Here is an 18,832-nt window from a genome sequence, read left to right on the forward strand (position 1 = left end):
ACAATGCTTAAGCATAGATTCTAAGCGTTTTTCAGAGGTGTTCATGCAGGCAACCCGAGTTTTACTGATTGAAGATGATGCTGTATTTCAGTCAGTGGTGCGTCAATTTTTGACGCAGCGCGGGTATGAAGTGCGGGTAGTAGACGATGGTGAAGCTGGTTTAGAGGCCTGTGCCAGCAGTGAGCCTGACGTGGTGCTATGTGACTTACTGTTACCCCGCATGTCAGGTCTGGATGTACTGGAAACCCTGGTGTCCCGTAATCAGGACATTCCCGTTATTGTTATTTCAGCTTCAGAGCAAATGTCACATATACGTGAAGCGGTGCGCCTGGGCGCCTGGGATTACCTGGTAAAACCGGTTCACGACCTGGAACTTCTGGATTTTGCCATTCACAACTGCCTGGACCGACATCGTCTGGAAGAAGCGCATGAGCGTGAGGTATGGGAGCTGGACTCACATATCGATGTGCTCTATCAGGACGAAGACGTAGTTTCGCGCTTAACCAACGACCTTATTCCCAACGGTGATTTAGACAGCGGTGAGTACCGCATTGCCCACGACTTTGGTGAACAGAGTCCGGAGCGCTTGTTGCTGGATTATCGGCAGCTCACCGAAGGTAAAGTGTTAGTTGTTATGGCCACGGCAAATGGGGTGGCGGGGCAGACCTTGATTTCGCTATTGGTACTGAAAACTTTGATTAATCCGCTGGTGCGCCAGGCGTTAGCCGGCACCGATAAACTCTTGTTTCACCCGGCTGAACTATTAGCACACCTGAACAGCGAGCTTTGTCACTCTAAAATCCGTACCGCTTACGATGTGGTTATTGGTATTTTAGATACTCATGAACACGAATTTGCCTGGGCACAGGCGGGCGAACGCATTGAGCTGTCGCATCCGGTTAAGTGCGATTTAAGTTTAGGGATTTGGCAACAAGCACAGTTTCGCACCCACCGGCAACCTATAGTGGCCGGCGAAATGTTTACCTTATGCTTTAATGATGCTCGGCTTCGTTTACAACGATATCAGACTGCCGCTTAGCCGCTGCCACCGCCTGTGGAATATAAGGCCGCGCCAGATTTAAATTCACCGGTTGTAACAGCAGCGGATAGCTTAAACCGGCGGCTAACAGCGTTAATACCTGCCAATACCAGCCTTGAACGTTTATCAGCAGTACAAATAATGCACTCAAAACCACCAGCTTAATCATATTGGCAAGCCAGCGCCGTGGCGTTGGCATTAGGTGTTGTGCCTGAAGCACAAGAGCCGCCCGTTCTGTTAGGGTAAATTGTTTTAATTCAGGAACTTGTCGTGGAGAAAAGTAAATCATATCCTACCATTTTGGAAACTTTAGCACGCCCTCAATAGTATCATATTTCGGATGGATTTGCCGCTAGTTCTTGCAACCACGCACCTCAATAGGATATAAACCTTGCTCACCACGTGGCGTCGCAGTTGAGCTGGCGCGCTAAATTCAAACAATAATTAGAACTGAAATTGAGGGCGTTGTATGAGCCAGGCTCCATCTAAGGGAACTTTGTTTGGTCACCCGACCGGACTATACATTCTGTTTACCACTGAAATGTGGGAACGTTTTTCTTATTACGGTATGCGCGCGCTATTGGTATTAACCTTAGTTGCTGCCACAGAGTCCGTTAACCCAGGTTTCGGTTTATCGCAAGGTGATGCGTTAAAGCTGTATGGCTACTACACCGCACTGGTTTATTTTACGCCACTGATTGGTGGTTGGTTAGCCGATAACTTCTTAGGGCAACGTAAATCTATTTTATGGGGTGGTGTGTTAATGGCTGCCGGGCAGTTCGTGCTCTTTGCGGCCACACCTCACAGCATGGATTTATTCTATGTTGGTTTGGGTTTAATTATTGCCGGTAACGGTTTGTTTAAGCCAAACATTTCTACCATTGTTGGTGACTTATACCCACAAGGTGATGCCCGTCGCGACAGTGCGTTCTCAATTTTCTACATGGGTATTAACTTAGGTGCCTTTATTGCGCCGTTAATTACCTCAACTTTGGGTGAAAGTCCGGAATACGGCTGGCGCTGGGGCTACTTTGCCGCTGGTGTTGGTATGAGCCTGGCAGTAATCACTCAGGGCCTGACCTTCCAGCGCTTTTTAGGCGACATTGGTAAAATTCCTGGTGCGAAGCTTTCGCTGGAAGCATCTGGCGGTACCAAGAAGCCGTTAACCGAAGTGGAGCGTGATCGCCTGCGGGTTATCTTGTCACTATTCGTGTTTGTAACTGTGTTCTGGCTGGCCTTTGAGCAAGCCGGTGGTTTAATGAACATTTACGCGTCGGAGTATACGGCCCGTACTGTGGGTAGCTTTGAAATTCCGGCGGGTTACTTCCAGTCGTTAAACCCACTGTTTATTCTTATTTTTGCACCTATATTCTCAATCCTGTGGGTATTTCTGCACAAGCGCGACAGCAGCCCTGATGCACCGATAAAAATCTTCGCAGGTTTATTATTAACTGCCATTGGTTTTGGCTTTTTGGTGGTTGGTGTATTTGAAATTCAGGCCACAGGTTCGTCCAGCATGATTTGGCTGGTACTGGCTTACTTATTCCATACCTTGGGTGAGCTTTGTATTTCGCCAGTAGGCTTGTCGTTGATGACCAAACTAGCACCGCTGCGTTTGGCTAGTCTGGTGATGGGTATTTGGTTCCTGATGCCGGCAATTGCGCAATACCTGGCAGGTTTGGTAGGGTCGTTTTCTGACACTGCCGACCAATACGATCCGGTCAAAAATTTCGCTGGCGGCTTAGGTATTAGCCCTGAATTCTCGGGTTTGCTGGTGGTGTTTGGTGGTATTGCTCTGGGCCTTATCGTATTTGGCCTTATTTTGTGGGCAATTTCAGGCAAGTTAGTAGACTGGATGCATGGCGCTGAACGCCAGGAACCTTCTACTACCGTTGAAGGTATTGAGCAAGAACTGGAAGTGGTTGCTGAACACGAGGGTATTACCACTTCAAAAGCCTCTGACAAAAATCAGAAGTAAAGGATTTAACATGGTAAAAAAAGTAGTTATACCGGTTGCCGGACTTGGCACACGGATGTTGCCGGCAACCAAAGCGATTCCAAAGGAAATGCTGCCACTGGTTGACCGTCCACTCATTCAATTTATTGTGGAAGAGTGTGCGGCGGCTGGCTTAACTGATGTGATTCTGGTCACTCATTCCAGTAAAAACTCAATCGAAAACCATTTCGATACCAGTTTTGAGCTGGAAACGACGCTGGAAACTCGGGTTAAGCGCCAACTGCTGGAAGAAGTGCAGTCTATTTGTCCGCGTGGTGTGACTATTATGCACGTGCGTCAGGGTGTGGCGAAAGGTTTAGGCCATGCCGTGCTGTGCGCGCGGCCATTGATTGATGATCAGCCGTTTGCGGTGGTGTTGCCGGATGTTCTGGTAGACGCCGCTAGTTGCGACCTGAAGCGTGACAACCTGGCCGAAATGGTGCGTAACTTTAAAGAGTCGGGTAACGCCCAGGTGATGGTTGAGAAGGTACCAGGCGAGTTAGTTGATCAGTATGGTATTGCTGATATCAATGGCAAGGACTTAGCGCCGGGTGAGCAAGCTGCTATTACCCGTTTAGTAGAAAAACCTGCGGTAGGTTCGGCACCATCAGATTTAGCTGTGGTTGGCCGCTATGTGTTTCCGGCGGCTTTGTGGAGCCTGCTGGAGCGTACCCCGGTGGGTGCCGGTAATGAAATCCAGCTAACCGACGCTATGGCGATGTTACTGGAAGATCAGCAAATGCACGCATACTACATGAAAGGGCGTAGCCACGATTGTGGTAATAAATTAGGTTATGCGAAGGCTTTTGTAGAGCATGCTATGCGTCACCCCTCATTAGGGGCCGACATGCGTCAGTGGTTAGCGAGCTTGAATACTAAGTAAAGTTAAACACCGGCCTGGAATTACAGGCCGGTACCGACTTTAGCAACAGGAACCGGCTGCAAGTGCTGACTACCTGGCGGTTGTTGCAGTCCCTGCAATAGAATTTGTGCCAGCATACGCGCACACGGCCCTGCTTTTTCACCTTTAGGTAACACCAGATAAAGCGAGCCGCGGCGATGGCTGCTGCCTTCCAATTCGAGCTTCCGCAAGGTTCCGTTACGAATAGCGGCACCACTGACATGCGGTGGCAACCAGCAGAAACCAAGCCCGCCTAACACCAGCCGTAAGGCTTCATCAAAGTGACTCACGGTCCAGCGCTGTTCGGAGCGCAACCAACCTTCGGTTTCATCCGGCTTGGGTGCGGTGTCACTAATCACCACTTGCAGGTGCTGCGTGAGCTCGTCCTGAGTTACCGCTCGTTCTAACTGAGCCAGCGGATGGGAAGGGTGACACACCAATTCCAGTTGATATTCACCGATAGGCTCACCGATGTAACCTTTAGGTAACTGATGAGTAATAACTAAGTCGGCGGATTGCTCCTGAATATGCTGCTTGGTGCCGGTTAACACCGAGTCTTCGATGATTAAGCGGCTACCTCGACTTTGTTTTTCAAACTCTTGCAACAAAGTAAGTATGGGGGTGCGGTCAAACACCATTTCCACCACCATGCGGATGTGTGGCTCCCAGCCTTCATTTAAGTTCTCAGCCAGCTGTTCAAGTTCAGTAATGGTTTGCGTAAGTTGGCGCGAGCGCCGCAGCATCACTTCGCCAATGTCGGTTAAACACGCTTTACGCCCGCGTACTTCCAGTAGTTGCACGCCCAGCACCTGTTGTAGCTTAGCCACCGCATGATTTAGCGATGACTGGCTCTTATTTAGTTGTTGCGCGGCATGTGCATAACCGCCGCGATCTACCACGGCTTGCAGTATGCGCCATTGCTCGATAGTAGTTTTTGGACGGTAAGGTTGCATTATTTTGTGGCCAGTAAGACGGCTCGCCGGGGAGCCTGATACCCTTCAATAGTCAGTTCTGGTGCTTTTGGATCAAGAAAGTCTGATAAAGACTCACCCTGCATCCAGTCGGTACGACGTTGTTCCTCAATACTGGTGGTGGCAACATCCGCTACGCGTACGTTACTAAAGCCTACGCGCTTTAACCAATGGCATAGTGCGGCACAACTTGGCAGAAACCAAACGTTGCGCATTTTGGCATAACGTTCACCTGGCACCAGCACAGTGTTCTCGTCGCCTTCCACCACAATAGTTTCCAGTACCAGTTCGCCGCCTTGGCGCAATTGTTGGTGTAACTGGCTAAGAAAATCTATGGGTGAGCGGCGATGGTAAAGCACGCCCATGCTAAACACCGTATCAAACTCTAGTTTAGTCGGCATTTGCTCAATTCCCAGTGGAAACATATGAGCACGCTCGGCGATAGTTGCTGGCATAAACCGGCGCAAGGCTAAAAACTGGGCCACAAACAGCTGCCCCGGGTCGATTCCCCAGGCATCCGTAGCACCGGCTTCCTGCATGCGCCACAGGTGATAGCCGCTGCCGCAGCCAACGTCCAGCACTTGCCGCCCCTGCAAATCACTAATATGTGGTAGTAAGCGTTGCCACTTCAGGTCGGAACGCCATTCAGTGTCAATTTCCACACCGAAAACATCAAAGGGACCCTTGCGCCATGGCATTAATTGGCTCAGTAAGCCGCGTAGCTGGGCTTGCTGATGCTCCGCTGCAGCAGGGCCTAACCGAATCGTATCACCTAGCTCACAGTGGCTGGCAGTAAGCTCAGGCAGCAAGTCGATGGTTCGTAACCACTTGGTCCATTCACCGTGTTGCTGAGAGTGTTGCCATTGCTCTAGTTGCCCGGTGAGATGAGTTAACCAGGGAGCCACGGGGGACGCCAGCAAGCGCGCCAAATCCTGCTGCCACAATTGCAGTGCTGACATTTGGCTCCGTTTCATTGCGGGTCTCGCTGTGTTGGTTTTACTGCCACTAATGACAAAAAGTTAAAGCATTGAAACCACACCTGGGTGTCAACAAAACCGGCCGCAGCCAGGCGCTGCTGATGCTCTTCAAGCGAATCAATACGCATCACGTTTTCAATAGCCGCGCGTTTTTGGCTTATTTCTAAGTCACTGTAGCCGTTAGCGCGTTTAAAGTCGTGGTGTAAATCAACCAGCAGCGCATCGCCGGTTTGGTGTGCGCCGATAACCTTTTCCGACAGAATCAACACACCGCCGGGTTCAAGACCCGCGTAAATGTGTTTCAGCACCTCGAGTCGTTCAGGTTTAGGGACAAACTGCAGGGTAAAGTTAACCACCACCACAGAGGCATTCTGAATCTTGGTTTGCTGAATAGGTTCGCACTGCAGGTGCACCGGCACTGACGATTTAAAACCGTCTAAGTGCAAGCGACAACGCTTAATCATCGCGGCGGAGTTATCTACGCCAACAATTTCACAGCCACTTAGCTGCTCACAGCCTTTGCGCATGGCCATAGTGGCGGCACCCAGCGAACAACCCAAATCGTAAAGTTTAGTGTTTGGCTGCGCATAGCGAGCGGTCAGTTTGCTGAGCGTGTGCAGTATGGTTTGGTAGCCGGGAATCGATCGATTGATCATATCCGGGAACACCTCAACCACCTGCTCATCAAAACAAAAATCGCTGATTTGAGCTAAGGGTTCAGCAAAGAGCGCATCGCGTTTATTTTGAGAGATATCGGACATGCGTATCCTGTTGTTATCGCTAAAGTTCGCAGAAGTTAGGTTATTGTACGCTTATTTGAAAAATGTGAAAACGGGCGGGGGTTGTTTATGCGCTGGCTAATGACTTTCACCCGCAGTCCGTTATAATGTTGCGTTCTGAAATTTACTCATCTTAAAACTCGCTGGCAGTTCGTTGGCAGCGTCAAACATGGTAGTAGGAAAGGCAAATGCGCAGCCATTATTGTGGACAAGTCACTGAAGCTCTTATTGGTCAACAAGTCACTTTGTGTGGCTGGGTTAACCGTCGTCGCGACTTAGGCGGCCTGATTTTTATCGACATTCGTGACCGTGACGGCCTGGTTCAGGTGGTTTTCGACCCGGATCAAAAAGACATGTTTGCGGTTGCTGAAAAGCTGCGTCAGGAATTCTGCATTCGTTTGCAGGGCACAGTGCGTGCGCGTCCTGATGGTCAGGTGAATAAAGATATGGCCAGTGGTGCGGTTGAAATTAACGCCACTGAGCTGGAAATTATTAGCCGCGCCGAGCCGCTACCTATTGATTTTAATCAACAGGTAAGCGAAGAGCAGCGCTTACGTTTCCGCTACTTAGACCTGCGCCGTCCGCAAATGAGCCACAACCTGCAGTTCCGTGCCAAAGTAACCAGTCTGGTGCGTCGCTTTTTTGATGAGCAGGGCTTTTTAGACATTGAAACGCCCATGCTGACCCGGGCAACTCCTGAGGGCGCGCGTGATTACTTAGTACCAAGCCGCACGCATAAAGGTAAGTTCTTTGCGTTGCCGCAATCACCGCAGCTGTTTAAGCAATTGCTAATGATGTCAGGGTTTGATCGCTACTATCAAATCGTGAAGTGCTTCCGTGACGAAGACTTACGCGCCGATCGTCAGCCTGAATTTACCCAAATAGATATTGAAACCTCATTTATGAGTGCCGATCAGGTGATGGCGGTTACTGAGAAAATGACGCGTCAGTTATTCAGTGAATTGTTGCAAGTTGAACTGGGTGAATTCCCACGCATGACTTGGCACGAAGCTATGCGTCGCTTTGGTAGCGATAAACCAGACCTGCGCAACCCGCTGGAGCTGGTAGACGTAGCTGATTTATTAAAAGAGGTTGAGTTCAAAGTATTCTCAGGGCCAGCTAACGATGCGAATGGTCGCGTTGCGGCGCTTAAAGTACCGGGCAAAGCCGAGGCTATTTCGCGCAAGAACATTGATGAATACACCAACTTTGTCGGTATTTACGGTGCCAAAGGCCTGGCCTGGCTGAAAGTAAAAGACTTAAGCGCCGGTCGCGAGGGCATTCAGTCGCCGGTACTGAAGTTTATTCCGGATGACGCTCTGCAAGGTATTCTAGAGCGTACGGAAGCGGCTAACGGCGATATTATTTTCTTCGGCGCTGATAAATCTACTGTAGTGGCTGAAGCTTTGGGCGCACTGCGCTTGAAAGTAGGCCAGGAACACGGCTTTGTAAGTGACGAGTGGCGCCCGCTATGGGTAGTCGACTTCCCTATGTTTGAAGCCTATGAAGGTGGTCTGGCTGCCTTGCACCATCCGTTTACCGCACCGGTGAATGTGACTGCTGAAGAGCTGAAAGCCAACCCGGCCGAAGCGTTGTCGAACGCGTACGACATGGTGTTAAATGGCGTAGAAGTAGGTGGTGGCTCGGTTCGTATTCACGAAAATCAAATGCAACAAGCGGTATTCGGTATTTTGGGTATTGAGCCTGACGAAGCGCAGGAAAAATTCGGCTTCTTGTTAGAAGCACTCAAATACGGCACGCCACCGCATGCAGGCTTAGCCTTTGGCTTAGACCGTTTGGTTATGTTGATGGTTGGCGCAAGCTCTATCCGCGATGTGATCGCCTTCCCGAAAACCACGACTGCTGCTTGTGTGCTTACCGATGCGCCGGGTGTGGCCAATACCGCCGCGCTGGACGACTTAGGTATTGATTTGAAAGCGCTACCGGGCACGGATGACAGCGAGTAAAGCAAGCTAAACGAGGACAGGACCTATGGCAGGACATTCCAAATGGGCCAATATAAAACATCGTAAAGCGGCTCAGGATGCCAAAAAAGGCAAAATTTTTACCCGCCTGATCCGGGAAATTACAGTTGCCGCCCGAGAGGGCGGTGGCGAACCTGAAACCAATCCCCGCCTGCGCGCTGCTATTGATAAAGCACTATCAAATAATATGAAGCGCGACACCATAGACACCGCCATTAAACGCGGTAGTGGTGACTTAGACGGCGATAACGTTGATGAACTTACCTATGAAGGCTACGGCCCGGGTGGCGTTGCTATTATGGTTGAAACCATGACGGACAACCGCAATCGAACGGTGTCGGACGTACGCCATGCCTTTAGTAAACACGGTGGCAATTTAGGTACCGACGGCTCGGTTGCCTACCTGTTTAATAAGCGCGGTGTACTAAGCTACAGCGCGGACACCAGCGAAGACGAACTTATGGAAGCGGCGCTGGAAGCTGAGGCCGAAGATGTTGTGCATAACGAAGCCGATGGCAGTTTCGACGTGTACACCACGCCAGAGACCTTTGGTCAGGTGAAAGACGCATTGGATAACGCGGGCCTGCAAAGCGCCCATGCGGAAGTGACCTGGGTACCGGAAACTCGCTCTGAACTGGACGCTGATAACGCTGAGCAATTTTTGAAGTTAATTGATGCGCTGGAAGACTTAGACGATGTGCAGGATGTGTATCACAACGGTGATATCAGCGACGAGTTGCTGGAGCGCTTAACTTGATACGGCTAATGCGACCTTTAGCATGACCATTATTCTGGGTATTGACCCCGGCTCGCGGCTTACCGGCTACGGCGTCATCGAACAAAAGGGTAGTAAGTGTCACTACCTGGGCAGTGGCTGTATTCGGGCCGCCGGAACTGCGGCTAAACCGCGCGAGCTGGCGGAACGTTTGCGGCTTATTCACGATGGTGTGGCCGAGCTTATTACCCAGTTTAAACCTGACGAATTTGCTATTGAGCAAGTATTTATGGCGCGTAATCCGGATTCTGCGCTGAAGCTTGGTCAGGCCCGTGGCGCGGCTATTGTCGCTGCAGCCTGTGCCGATTTGAGTGTAGCTGAGTACTCAGCCCGACAAATTAAGCAGGCGGTAGTAGGTACCGGTGGTGCCGACAAAGTGCAGGTGCAACATATGGTAATGTCTGTGTTAAAGTTATCACAACCGCCGCAAGCCGATGCTGCGGACGCGCTGGCGGTAGCTTTGTGCCATGCCCATACCCGCCAAAGTTTAATCCGAATGGCTGGTGCGGCACAAAAAACAGTACGTGGACGGCTACGCTAACCAATTGGAGAAGCAAGGGTGATAGGACAACTAACGGGTCGGTTACTACGCAAGCAGCCACCGGAAATATTGATTGACGTGCAAGGTGTTGGCTATGAAGTTCAAATGCCAATGACCTGTATGTACGACTTGCCCGAGATTGGTGAAAACCTGGTGGTGTGCACGCATTTTGTGGTGCGCGAAGACGCTCAGTTACTGTATGGCTTTAACACTCAGGCCGAGCGAACCTTGTTTCGGCAGTTGATTAAAGCACAAGGTGTTGGCCCCAAGTTAGCACTTACTATTATGTCAGGCATGACGGCCAGCCAATTTGTGCGCGCGGTGAGTCATGATGACGTATCCAGCTTAATTAAATTACCCGGCGTAGGCCGCAAAACCGCAGAACGTTTAGTGGTAGAAATGCGTGACCGCCTGGCCAACTGGACCAGCGCCACACCAGCTACCGACAGCTTTGGTGTGGATGACCACGACTTGCAACCGACCATACCGGTGAATGACCCGCGTCAGGACGCACTGAGTGCGCTGGCTGCCTTAGGTTACAAACCGGTGCAGGCGGAAAAAGCCATTAAACAAGTGGCAACCAGCGGTATGAGCAGTGAGGAAATGATCCGTCAGGCTTTAAAATCAATGGCCTGATGGTAAGTCACGGTAGTTATCAACCCGGTGCAGCGCGAATGCCGCCCAATGACAGAAGAGTTGCGACAGCATGATAGAAGCCGACCGTATTAATCAAGCCTTACCGCAGGGTGACGACGAAGTGATTGATCGCGCTATTCGGCCCAAATCACTGGCGGACTATACGGGTCAAACTCACGTCGTTGAGCAAATGAGTATTTTTATTCAGGCCGCCCGGCAACGGGAAGAGGCGCTGGATCATCTGTTGATATTCGGACCGCCCGGGCTTGGTAAAACCACGCTTGCCAACATTGTTGCCAACGAACTTAACGTAAATATTAAGCAAACCTCGGGGCCGGTGCTGGAAAAAGCTGGTGATCTTGCGGCACTATTGACCAATCTTGAAGCACACGATGTGCTGTTTATTGATGAAATTCATCGGTTGAGTCCGGTGGTGGAAGAAATTCTTTATCCAGCGATGGAAGACTATCAGCTGGATATCATGATTGGTGAAGGTCCGGCGGCCCGGTCAATTAAGCTTGAACTGCCTCCTTTCACTCTTATTGGTGCAACCACGCGAGCTGGCGCTTTAACCTCTCCTTTACGGGACAGGTTTGGCATTGTACAGCGGCTTGAGTTTTATCAGGTGAGCGAACTGACCGAAATTATTAAGCGCTCGGCCAGCTACCTGAATTTGCAACTGGCTGACGACGGTGCGGTAGAAATAGCTCGGCGCTCGCGCGGTACGCCACGAATTGCGAATCGGTTGTTGCGACGGGTGCGTGATTTTGCCGAAGTGCGCAGCGACGGTAACATTACCCAGGATATTGCCAAGCAGGCATTAACCATGGTGGACGTAGACGAAGCCGGGTTTGATTACATGGACCGCAAGTTGCTGCTGGCCATTATGGAAAAATTCTCGGGTGGGCCAGTGGGTTTAGATAACTTAGCCGCTGCCATTGGTGAAGAAAAAGAAACCATTGAAGACGTGCTGGAACCTTATTTGATTCAGCAAGGCTTTCTGCAACGAACGCCGCGCGGCAGAATTGCCACGCCACATGCTTATGCGCATTTCGGCTTACCCGGGAAAGCGGTGGAATAGACAAAAAAAAGCCCGCACAAAGGTGCGGGCAAAATACAGAACAACAAGGAAGTTAAATCCAGGGAACATAACAGCAAAGAAGTGACAACCAATCTCTTCGTCTCTGATATGGTGCGTATTATAGAGGTGAGAACGCTATATTCAACCGAGAAAAATTGTTGTTCGCATTAGTTTAACTAATTTGTTATAAAAATTAACGTTTGTTTTTTGTTCTCTTGTAAATTGGTATGACCAAATTAATCTTTATTTTTCAATTTATTAGTTAAAAAGCGCTTGTTTTTATACATGAATAAAAGTCTGCCGCTTTTTTAAGCAACTCAAACTTAGCTGGTGATATGGATAAAATAAATTTTTCTGCCGGAACTTTTATCTGGCCTATCAGGGTCTACTACGAGGACACCGATGCAGGTGGTATCGTGTATTACGCGAACTATCTCAAATTTCTTGAACGTGCCCGCACGGAATGGTTACGATCGTTAGGTATAGAGCAGGACACTTGGCTAACCGCCGGAGTTGCTTTTGTGGTGCGCCAGGTTCAATTAGATTTACGCTTGCCAGCGCGCTTTAACGAGCTGCTGCAGGTGCATAGTGAAATGACCCGGGTTGGCCGGGCTTCAGTGGAATTTGAACAATGGGTGCTGGGCCCTGATCAACAGGTTATCTGCAGCGCGACGGTGAAGGCCGCATGTGTTAGCCTAGCCACAGCAGACAAGCCCATGAAAGCCACTCCCATGCCAGTTGAAATAGTAGAGGAACTTAAGCGTGCAAGCTGATTTATCAATAACTGCATTAATTTTAGAAGCTAGTATTGTTGTACAACTGGTTATGCTGCTGTTGCTGTTTTTCTCAGTAGCCGGCTGGGCCATGATTTTCCAGCGCCGCAAAGCGATTGAAACGGCTTTGCAGGACGCTTATAAATTCGAAGAACGGTTCTGGTCAGGGGTTGATTTAGCGCGCTTGTTTCAGGAGATTTCGGCCCGGGCGCACAACAGCCGCGGCATGGAATTACTGTTTTACGCCGGTTTTAAAGAGTTTGCTCGCCTGCGTAATAACAAGGACATTCAACGTCAGCATATTTTGGATGCGAGTTACCGCGCCATGCGTGTCGCGCACTCCCGTGAAATGGATAAATTAGAAAGTAACTTGTCACTGCTGGCCACTATTGGTTCTATCAGCCCATACGTGGGCTTGTTTGGTACGGTTTGGGGCATCATGAATGCCTTTATCGGTTTAGGTTCGGTGCAACAGGCTACCTTAGCCATGGTTGCTCCTGGTATTGCTGAGGCATTGATTGCCACCGCGATGGGCTTGTTCGCCGCTATTCCGGCGGTTATTGCCTACAACCGCTTTACCAACCGGGTTGAGAAAGTGGATAACCAGTATTTGAACTTTATGGATGAGTTTTTAGCTATTTTGCAGCGCCAGGCGCTGAATGTGAAAGCAGCTGAAACGCGTAATCCGGCGGCTCAGGAAGGAACTGTATAATGATGACGGTGCAGCGCCGTCGGCGTCGTCCGGTGGCAGATATTAACGTAGTGCCGTACATCGACGTGATGTTGGTATTGCTGATTATATTTATGGTAACTGCGCCTTTGATTACTCAGGGTGTAAATGTTGATTTGCCAAAAGCAGCGGCGGAGCCTCTGTCAGAAGATAGCAAGACCCCGCTGGTAGCTTCGGTAAACCGCGATGGGCAGTATTTTCTGAACGAAAACTCCAATCCCGAGGCACCATTGTCGGCGCAGGAGCTGGCTGTGCAGGTAGCAGCTCAGTTACAGGTGGATCCTGAGCGACCGGTCATGGTGAACGGTGACGGCGCTGTTTCTTACAATCAAATTGTGCAACTGATGGTACTACTGCAACGAGCTGGCGTACCTTCCGTGGGTTTAATGACAGATTCGACAGGCGTGGAATAGAGTAGTGGCGGAACCAAACAAAACTTCATCGAAGCAGGCGTCTGATAGCGCGGTTAAGACCTCTGGCAGGCAGTTGGCCGGTGCTGGCGCGAGTACCTCTATGAAGGTGCCGTTGGCCATATCAGTAGGCTTACACCTGTTTATTGGGGCCATTATTTTTGTCAGCATGGAGTTTACTCCCGACTACGATCGGCCTGCCATGCAAGTTGACATTAGTAACATGGAAGACGATTTAGAAGATGAAATTGTAGCGGCTGTTGCGGTCGACAAAGCAGCGGTAGACCAGCAAGCTGCGCAGATTCGTGAGCGCCAACAGCAACAGCGTGAGGCCGAACAGCGGCGCGTGGCTGAACTGGAACGTCGCGCTGCTGAAGCCCAACGTCGGGCGGAGCAGGAACGGCAGCGGCAACAACAGTTAGCAGAGCAAACGGCCAAAGAGCAACGTGAAGCGGAGCAGGAAGCCCAGCGTATGCGCGAGCGCCGCGAGGCAGAAGAAGCTGCGGCTGAGCAAGCCGCTCAACGTCGGGCTCGCGAAGAAGCTGCTGCCGAAAAGGCTGCGCAGGAACGTCGTGAGGAAGAAGCTCGCCGCCAGCGGGAAGCCGAAGAACAACGCAAGCGCGAAGAAGAGCAGCGCCGCAAGGCCGAGCGTGAAGCGCAAATGCAACGCGAATTAGCGGAAGAAATGGCGCAGCGTCAACGCGCTCGCTCGCAGCAAATGCAAAGTGAGATTCAAAAGTATACGGCGTTGATTCAACAAACTATTCAACGCAATTGGAATATCGATGATTCCATGCGTGGGAAGTCTTGTGAGTTAACGATTAATGTTGCACCAAGCGGCTTTGTAAAATCGGTGAACACCGGATCCGGAGATGATAACGTGTGTCGATCGGCCCGCAATGCAGTGTTGAAAGCTAATACGCTGCCGGTATCAGAAGATCCTGATATATATGCAGAAATGGCGACCATTAAATTAACTGTGAAACCTGAGTTGTAACCCTATGATGAAAAAACTAGTAATTTTATTCCTGAGTTTGAGTATATTGACCAGTCCGCTGGCCCGCGGGGCCCTGGAAATTGTCATTACCGAGGGTATAGACACAGCCCGGCCGATAGCAGTTGTGCCATTTCGCTGGAAAGGTGAGGGCCCGGCTCCGGGCGATATTTCCAATGTGGTGGCTGCAGATTTAATGCGCAGTGGTAAGTTCAACCCGATTCCGGCTGCAGCTATGCCGCAAATGCCAAGCGCCAGCGGCGAAGTAGACTACGCAGCATGGGCCGGCATGGGGGTTGAAGCCATTGTGGTGGGAACCGTTGAAGAGTATTCAGTAGACCGTTATACCATTAAATTTGAAGTGATTGACGTGTTGCGCGGCCAGATTACCGGTGGTGGATCGCAAATGTTGCGTGAAGGTGAACTGGTGGCAAGCAATGACCATATCCTGGATGCGCGTAGTAGCGTGGTAACCAGTTCACAGTTCCGTCAATACTCCCATCGAATTTCAGACGTGGTTTATGAAGAGCTAACTGGCGAGCCTGGTGCATTCATGACGCGCATTGCCTATGTTACGGTTAACTATAACGATGATAAGCCATATCAGCTGATGGTTGCCGATTATGACGGTTACGGCGAGCGGGTATTGCTACGTAGTAATCAACCACTAATGTCGCCGAGCTGGTCGCCCGATGGCAACAAGCTTGCTTATGTGAGTTTTGAAAATAAAACCGCAGAGATTTTTGTGCAGGACATTTACACCACTCGTCGTGACAAAATAACGTCATTTCCGGGTATCAACGGGAACCCTGTTTGGTCACCCGACGGTAAGCGTTTAGCTATGGTGCTGTCGAAAGACGGTAATCCTGAGTTATATATAATGACCCTGGCAAATCAACAACTGCAACGGGTGACAAATAATCGCGCTATTGATACTGAGCCAAGCTGGACTCCTGACGGTAAATCGTTGATATTTACGTCAGAAAGAGGTGGAAGGCCACAGCTTTATAGCGTAAATTTACAATCAGGTTCGGTTCGTCGGTTAACTTTTGAAGGCGAGCAAAACCTGGGTGGTACGGTGATGCCAAGCGGAGATCAGTTCGTACTGGTAAATCGTACACGCGGCAACTACCATATTGCTAAACAAGACTATCCGTCTGGTGCAATGCAGGTACTGACTCAAACATCATTAGATGAGTCGCCGAGTTTGGCACCCAACGGCAGCATGATCATATACAGTACTACGCACAATGGTAAACAAGTACTGGCGCTGGTGTCCGTTGATGGTCGTTTTAAGGCGAGATTGCCAGCCCGCGAGGGTGAAGTGAAATCGCCATCATGGTCGCCGTATTTGCGTTAGGTTGCAGTGAAGGCGCATCACGGTTTAATATGTAGTAGTATTTCAGACGAAAAAAAAAGGAACATGCGGATGAACTTGAACAAATTTCTGAAAGGCTTAGCCATTGCTTTACCAATCGTAACGCTGGCAGCTTGTAGCTCGAATCAACAAACTGATTCTGGTGCTGGTACGCAAGAAACGAATCAACAACAGCAACAAGATTCTGGTGTTGATGTGGGTGCAGCAGAGCGCACTATGTCGCCTGAAGAACAGCGTCAGGAAAAATATGACGAACTACGTAAAGAGCATATGATTTACTTTGCTTTTGACGAATCTCGCATTGCTTCTGAGTATGCTGAACTACTTGCTGCTCACGCTGATTACTTAGTTAAAAACCCATCGGTTGACGTAGTCATTGAAGGTCACGCTGATGAGCGCGGCACACCTGAGTACAACATTGCTCTGGGCGAGCGTCGTGCCAAAGCAGTAACTGAATACCTGCGTAACTTAGGCGTTAGTTCTTCGCAACTTTCTACCGTTTCTTACGGTGAAGAGAAGCCACTGGTTCGTGCCTCAAATGAATCAGCCTACGCTAAAAACCGTCGCGCTGTTTTAGTTTACTAAGCTAGCGTCCGGTTCGTTGGTAATTAAGACATCGGCAAAAGGTTACGTATGAAATTAAACCTTATTGCGGTTGCAGCTTTGTGTGTAGCCTGGCCAGCGTTAGCTGTCCAGGCTCCTGTTGCTAGTGTCTCCTCAGGAAGTCTTGAGGAACGCTTGAACCAGTTAGAGCGAGTTATTGATGCACGTAACAGTGCGCAAATGAATTTGCTTAACCAGGTGAATATGCTGCAGGAAGAAGTTGCTGAACTGCGTGGCGTTACTGAAGAGCATGCGTTTCAACTGGAACAATTGCTAACCCGTCAACGTGAGCTTTATCAGGAAATTGACCGACGTTTAGCCAATCAAAGTAGCGCACCAGCGAACACTCAGGTTATTGACAGTTCTGCAGTGACCGGTGGTAGCAACAATACGGCTGACTACTCTGGCAATCTTTCCGAAAACGATGCCTACGATCGTGCCATCAAGTTAGTGCTGGAAGACAAGCGCTACCAAGATGCGATTCCGGCTTTCCAGCAGTTTATCGAGCGCTTCCCAAATTCCAGCTATGCCCCTAATGCGCATTATTGGCTAGGGCAGTTGTTGTTTTCAGATGGCAACTACGATGGCGCAGCTGAACAATTTAAAACTGTGGTAGATGATTATCCTGACAGTAATAAGCGGGCAGACTGCTTATTGAAGTTAGGTTCTATTGCGCGGCAGCAAGGTCAAAACGCGGCGGCCAGAGACTACTTCAATCAGGTTATTAAAGGTTACGCGGACAGCACCGAAGCTGGTTTAGCGCGCCAACGTTTGAGTGAATTGTAGAAACATTGTAATAAAACGCCCCGATGTGGGCGTTAATTAAGCAAACGCACCCATTAACTGCAATTTGCAGTTGCAACCCGGTGTTATTTCAGTAAACTATGCCGCCGTTGCAACAGCATTAGGTTGTAACAAGCAGTGTGTATTGTGGGTCGTTAGCTCAGTTGGTAGAGCAGTTGACTTTTAATCAATTGGTCGCTGGTTCGAATCCAGCACGACCCACCAATATTGCAATGCTGAGGCACAAGTTATACCCACCAAGATTAGTGACGGGTCGTTAGCTCAGTTGGTAGAGCAGTTGACTTTTAATCAATTGGTCGCTGGTTCGAATCCAGCACGACCCACCAATACCGTCACTCAAATATTTCTGTTATAATATTCAAACCTTTTGCAGTAGTCAGCGGTTCCTAGCCGCAACAAATCACCATATGAGCCAAATACAAATCATTGATACGTTGGATTACCATTTTCCGGCGAAGCCTGCGCCGCTGAGCGACGCGGACAAACAACACTATAAAGAACGCATCAAAACCTTATTGCACGAACGCAATGCGGTGTTGGTGGCGCACTACTATACCGATCATGATATTCAGGCGCTGGCAGAAGAAACCGGTGGCTGTGTGTCTGACTCATTGGAAATGGCCCGGTTTGGCCGCGATCACGACGCGCAAATGTTGATTGTTGCCGGCGTGAAATTTATGGGCGAAACCGCCAAAATTCTAACACCTGAAAAAACCGTACTGATGCCAACGTTGGAAGCGACCTGTTCGCTTGATTTAGGCTGTCCGGCGGATAAATTCAGCGCGTTTTGTGATGAACACCCGGATCGCACCGTAGTGGTGTATGCCAATACCTCGGCTGCGGTGAAAGCACGAGCTGACTGGGTGGTTACCTCCAGCATGGCGCTGGAACTGGTTGATCACTTAGATGCGCAGGGCGAGAAGATTTTATGGGGCCCTGACCGCCATCTGGGTAACTATATTGCCGATCAAACCGGTGCCGACATGGTGATGTGGCAGGGCGCTTGTGTGGTACACGATGAATTTAAAGCCAAGGCTTTGCTTGATTTAAAAGCGGTGTACCCCGACGCAGCCATATTGGTGCATCCTGAATCACCGCGCGATATCGTTGCCTTGGCCGATGCCGTGGGTTCAACCTCGCAGCTTATTAAAGCAAGCCAAACCATGCCTAACGAAACCTTTATTGTGGCCACTGACCGCGGCATCTTCTACAAGATGCAGCAACTGCAGCCAAATAAGCGCTTTATCGAGGCGCCAACGGTTGGTAACGGCGCTACCTGTCGTAGCTGTGCACATTGCCCCTGGATGGCCATGAACGGCTTACAGGCGATTGCAGAGGCTCTGGAGAACGGCGGCGCTAAGCATGAGATTCACGTGGATGCCGAGTTAGGTAAAGCCGCTATGAAGCCGCTGGACCGGATGCTTGAGTTTTCCCGTAATCTGCCGCGCTAGCTTCTAGT

General features: G+C 49.9%; 20 protein-coding genes and 2 tRNA genes. 18 read left to right on the plus strand and 4 right to left on the minus strand.

Annotated features, from left to right (window positions below):
- The first annotated feature begins 43 nt into the window (after positions 1-43).
- On the plus strand, positions 44-1,039 hold the full coding sequence (locus CCE91_RS03655; protein WP_157984136.1) for a response regulator: 996 nt from the start codon (positions 44-46) through the stop codon (positions 1,037-1,039).
- Here the strand turns inward: CCE91_RS03655 and CCE91_RS03660 are convergent.
- On the minus strand, positions 993-1,328 hold the full coding sequence (locus CCE91_RS03660) for a DUF6170 family protein (RefSeq protein WP_143435688.1): 336 nt from the start codon (positions 1,326-1,328) through the stop codon (positions 993-995). The genes CCE91_RS03655 and CCE91_RS03660 overlap by 47 nt on opposite strands.
- 180 nt (positions 1,329-1,508) lie before the next feature.
- On the opposite strand from CCE91_RS03660, the gene CCE91_RS03665 reads away from it, so the two are divergent.
- Together CCE91_RS03665 and galU are read left to right on the plus strand one after the other, a co-directional pair.
- Entirely contained in the window at positions 1,509-3,017 is a 1,509-nt protein-coding gene (locus CCE91_RS03665; protein ID WP_086433899.1) for a peptide MFS transporter, read from the plus strand.
- Positions 3,018-3,027: 10 nt separating this feature from the next.
- On the plus strand, positions 3,028-3,918 hold the full coding sequence (galU, locus tag CCE91_RS03670; RefSeq protein ID WP_086433900.1) for a UTP--glucose-1-phosphate uridylyltransferase GalU: 891 nt from the start codon (positions 3,028-3,030) through the stop codon (positions 3,916-3,918).
- 20 nt (positions 3,919-3,938) lie between these two features.
- Here the strand turns inward: galU and CCE91_RS03675 are convergent, their stop codons facing one another.
- Genes CCE91_RS03675 through cmoA form a run of 3 tightly spaced genes read right to left on the minus strand, consistent with a single transcriptional unit; the run spans position 3,939 to position 6,645 of the window.
- Positions 3,939-4,889 carry a LysR family transcriptional regulator gene (locus tag CCE91_RS03675; RefSeq protein WP_086433901.1) on the minus strand — a complete coding sequence of 317 codons (951 nt, stop codon included), beginning with the start codon at positions 4,887-4,889 and terminating at the stop codon, positions 3,939-3,941.
- Positions 4,889-5,866 carry a tRNA 5-methoxyuridine(34)/uridine 5-oxyacetic acid(34) synthase CmoB gene (gene cmoB, locus CCE91_RS03680; RefSeq protein ID WP_407681274.1) on the minus strand — a complete coding sequence of 326 codons (978 nt, stop codon included), beginning with the start codon at positions 5,864-5,866 and terminating at the stop codon, positions 4,889-4,891. Before cmoB ends, CCE91_RS03675 begins: the two co-directional genes overlap by 1 nt.
- Positions 5,867-5,877: 11 nt before the next feature.
- Positions 5,878-6,645, minus strand: a complete 768-nt coding sequence (cmoA, locus tag CCE91_RS03685) for a carboxy-S-adenosyl-L-methionine synthase CmoA (RefSeq protein WP_086433902.1) — start codon at positions 6,643-6,645, stop codon at positions 5,878-5,880.
- Positions 6,646-6,851: 206 nt separating this feature from the next.
- On the opposite strand from cmoA, the gene aspS reads away from it, so the two are divergent.
- The 15 genes from aspS to nadA all read left to right on the plus strand — a co-directional run bounded on the left by aspS (position 6,852) and on the right by nadA (position 18,824).
- Complete coding sequence (aspS, locus tag CCE91_RS03690; protein ID WP_086433903.1) at positions 6,852-8,630, plus strand: aspartate--tRNA ligase; 1,779 nt, start codon at positions 6,852-6,854, stop codon at positions 8,628-8,630.
- A 25-nt stretch (positions 8,631-8,655) separates the two neighbouring features.
- A complete protein-coding gene (locus CCE91_RS03695; RefSeq protein WP_086433904.1) occupies positions 8,656-9,405 on the plus strand; it encodes a YebC/PmpR family DNA-binding transcriptional regulator in 750 nt (249 codons plus the stop codon).
- Positions 9,406-9,427: 22 nt separating this feature from the next.
- The gene (gene ruvC, locus CCE91_RS03700) at positions 9,428-9,964 is read left to right on the plus strand and encodes a crossover junction endodeoxyribonuclease RuvC (protein WP_086433905.1); all 537 of its coding nucleotides are present in this window, start codon (positions 9,428-9,430) and stop codon (positions 9,962-9,964) included.
- Between the two features lie 18 nt (positions 9,965-9,982).
- Positions 9,983-10,600, plus strand: coding sequence for a Holliday junction branch migration protein RuvA (ruvA, locus tag CCE91_RS03705; RefSeq protein ID WP_086433906.1), 618 nt, complete (start codon positions 9,983-9,985; stop codon positions 10,598-10,600).
- Between the two features lie 70 nt (positions 10,601-10,670).
- Complete coding sequence (ruvB, locus tag CCE91_RS03710) at positions 10,671-11,681, plus strand: Holliday junction branch migration DNA helicase RuvB (RefSeq protein WP_086433907.1); 1,011 nt, start codon at positions 10,671-10,673, stop codon at positions 11,679-11,681.
- A 335-nt stretch (positions 11,682-12,016) separates the two neighbouring features.
- Positions 12,017-12,454 carry a tol-pal system-associated acyl-CoA thioesterase gene (gene ybgC / locus CCE91_RS03715; protein ID WP_086433908.1) on the plus strand — a complete coding sequence of 146 codons (438 nt, stop codon included), beginning with the start codon at positions 12,017-12,019 and terminating at the stop codon, positions 12,452-12,454.
- The gene (gene tolQ, locus CCE91_RS03720) at positions 12,444-13,166 is read left to right on the plus strand and encodes a protein TolQ (RefSeq protein ID WP_086433909.1); all 723 of its coding nucleotides are present in this window, start codon (positions 12,444-12,446) and stop codon (positions 13,164-13,166) included. Before ybgC ends, tolQ begins: the two co-directional genes overlap by 11 nt.
- Positions 13,166-13,597: a protein TolR gene (gene tolR, locus CCE91_RS03725; RefSeq protein WP_086433910.1), complete on the plus strand. Its 432-nt coding sequence runs from the start codon at positions 13,166-13,168 to the stop codon at positions 13,595-13,597. The genes tolQ and tolR overlap by 1 nt, the downstream gene beginning before the upstream one ends.
- A 4-nt stretch (positions 13,598-13,601) precedes the next feature.
- Positions 13,602-14,591: a cell envelope integrity protein TolA gene (gene tolA / locus CCE91_RS03730; RefSeq protein WP_234996253.1), complete on the plus strand. Its 990-nt coding sequence runs from the start codon at positions 13,602-13,604 to the stop codon at positions 14,589-14,591.
- 7 nt (positions 14,592-14,598) lie between these two features.
- Entirely contained in the window at positions 14,599-15,948 is a 1,350-nt protein-coding gene (gene tolB, locus CCE91_RS03735; protein WP_086434818.1) for a Tol-Pal system beta propeller repeat protein TolB, read from the plus strand.
- 69 nt (positions 15,949-16,017) lie between these two features.
- Positions 16,018-16,551 (plus strand): peptidoglycan-associated lipoprotein Pal, encoded by a 534-nt coding sequence (gene pal, locus CCE91_RS03740; protein WP_086433911.1) that lies wholly within the window; start codon positions 16,018-16,020, stop codon positions 16,549-16,551.
- Positions 16,552-16,599: 48 nt separating this feature from the next.
- Positions 16,600-17,355 (plus strand): tol-pal system protein YbgF, encoded by a 756-nt coding sequence (ybgF, locus tag CCE91_RS03745; protein ID WP_086433912.1) that lies wholly within the window; start codon positions 16,600-16,602, stop codon positions 17,353-17,355.
- Positions 17,356-17,501: 146 nt separating this feature from the next.
- A tRNA-Lys gene (locus tag CCE91_RS03750) sits at positions 17,502-17,577 on the plus strand.
- A 46-nt stretch (positions 17,578-17,623) separates the two neighbouring features.
- A tRNA-Lys gene (locus CCE91_RS03755) sits at positions 17,624-17,699 on the plus strand.
- Positions 17,700-17,780: 81 nt separating this feature from the next.
- A complete protein-coding gene (gene nadA, locus CCE91_RS03760) occupies positions 17,781-18,824 on the plus strand; it encodes a quinolinate synthase NadA (RefSeq protein ID WP_086433913.1) in 1,044 nt (347 codons plus the stop codon).
- Positions 18,825-18,832 lie beyond the last annotated feature (8 nt).

This window comes from Pseudidiomarina planktonica (assembly GCF_900177775.1).
Lineage (GTDB): Bacteria > Pseudomonadota > Gammaproteobacteria > Enterobacterales > Alteromonadaceae > Pseudidiomarina > Pseudidiomarina planktonica.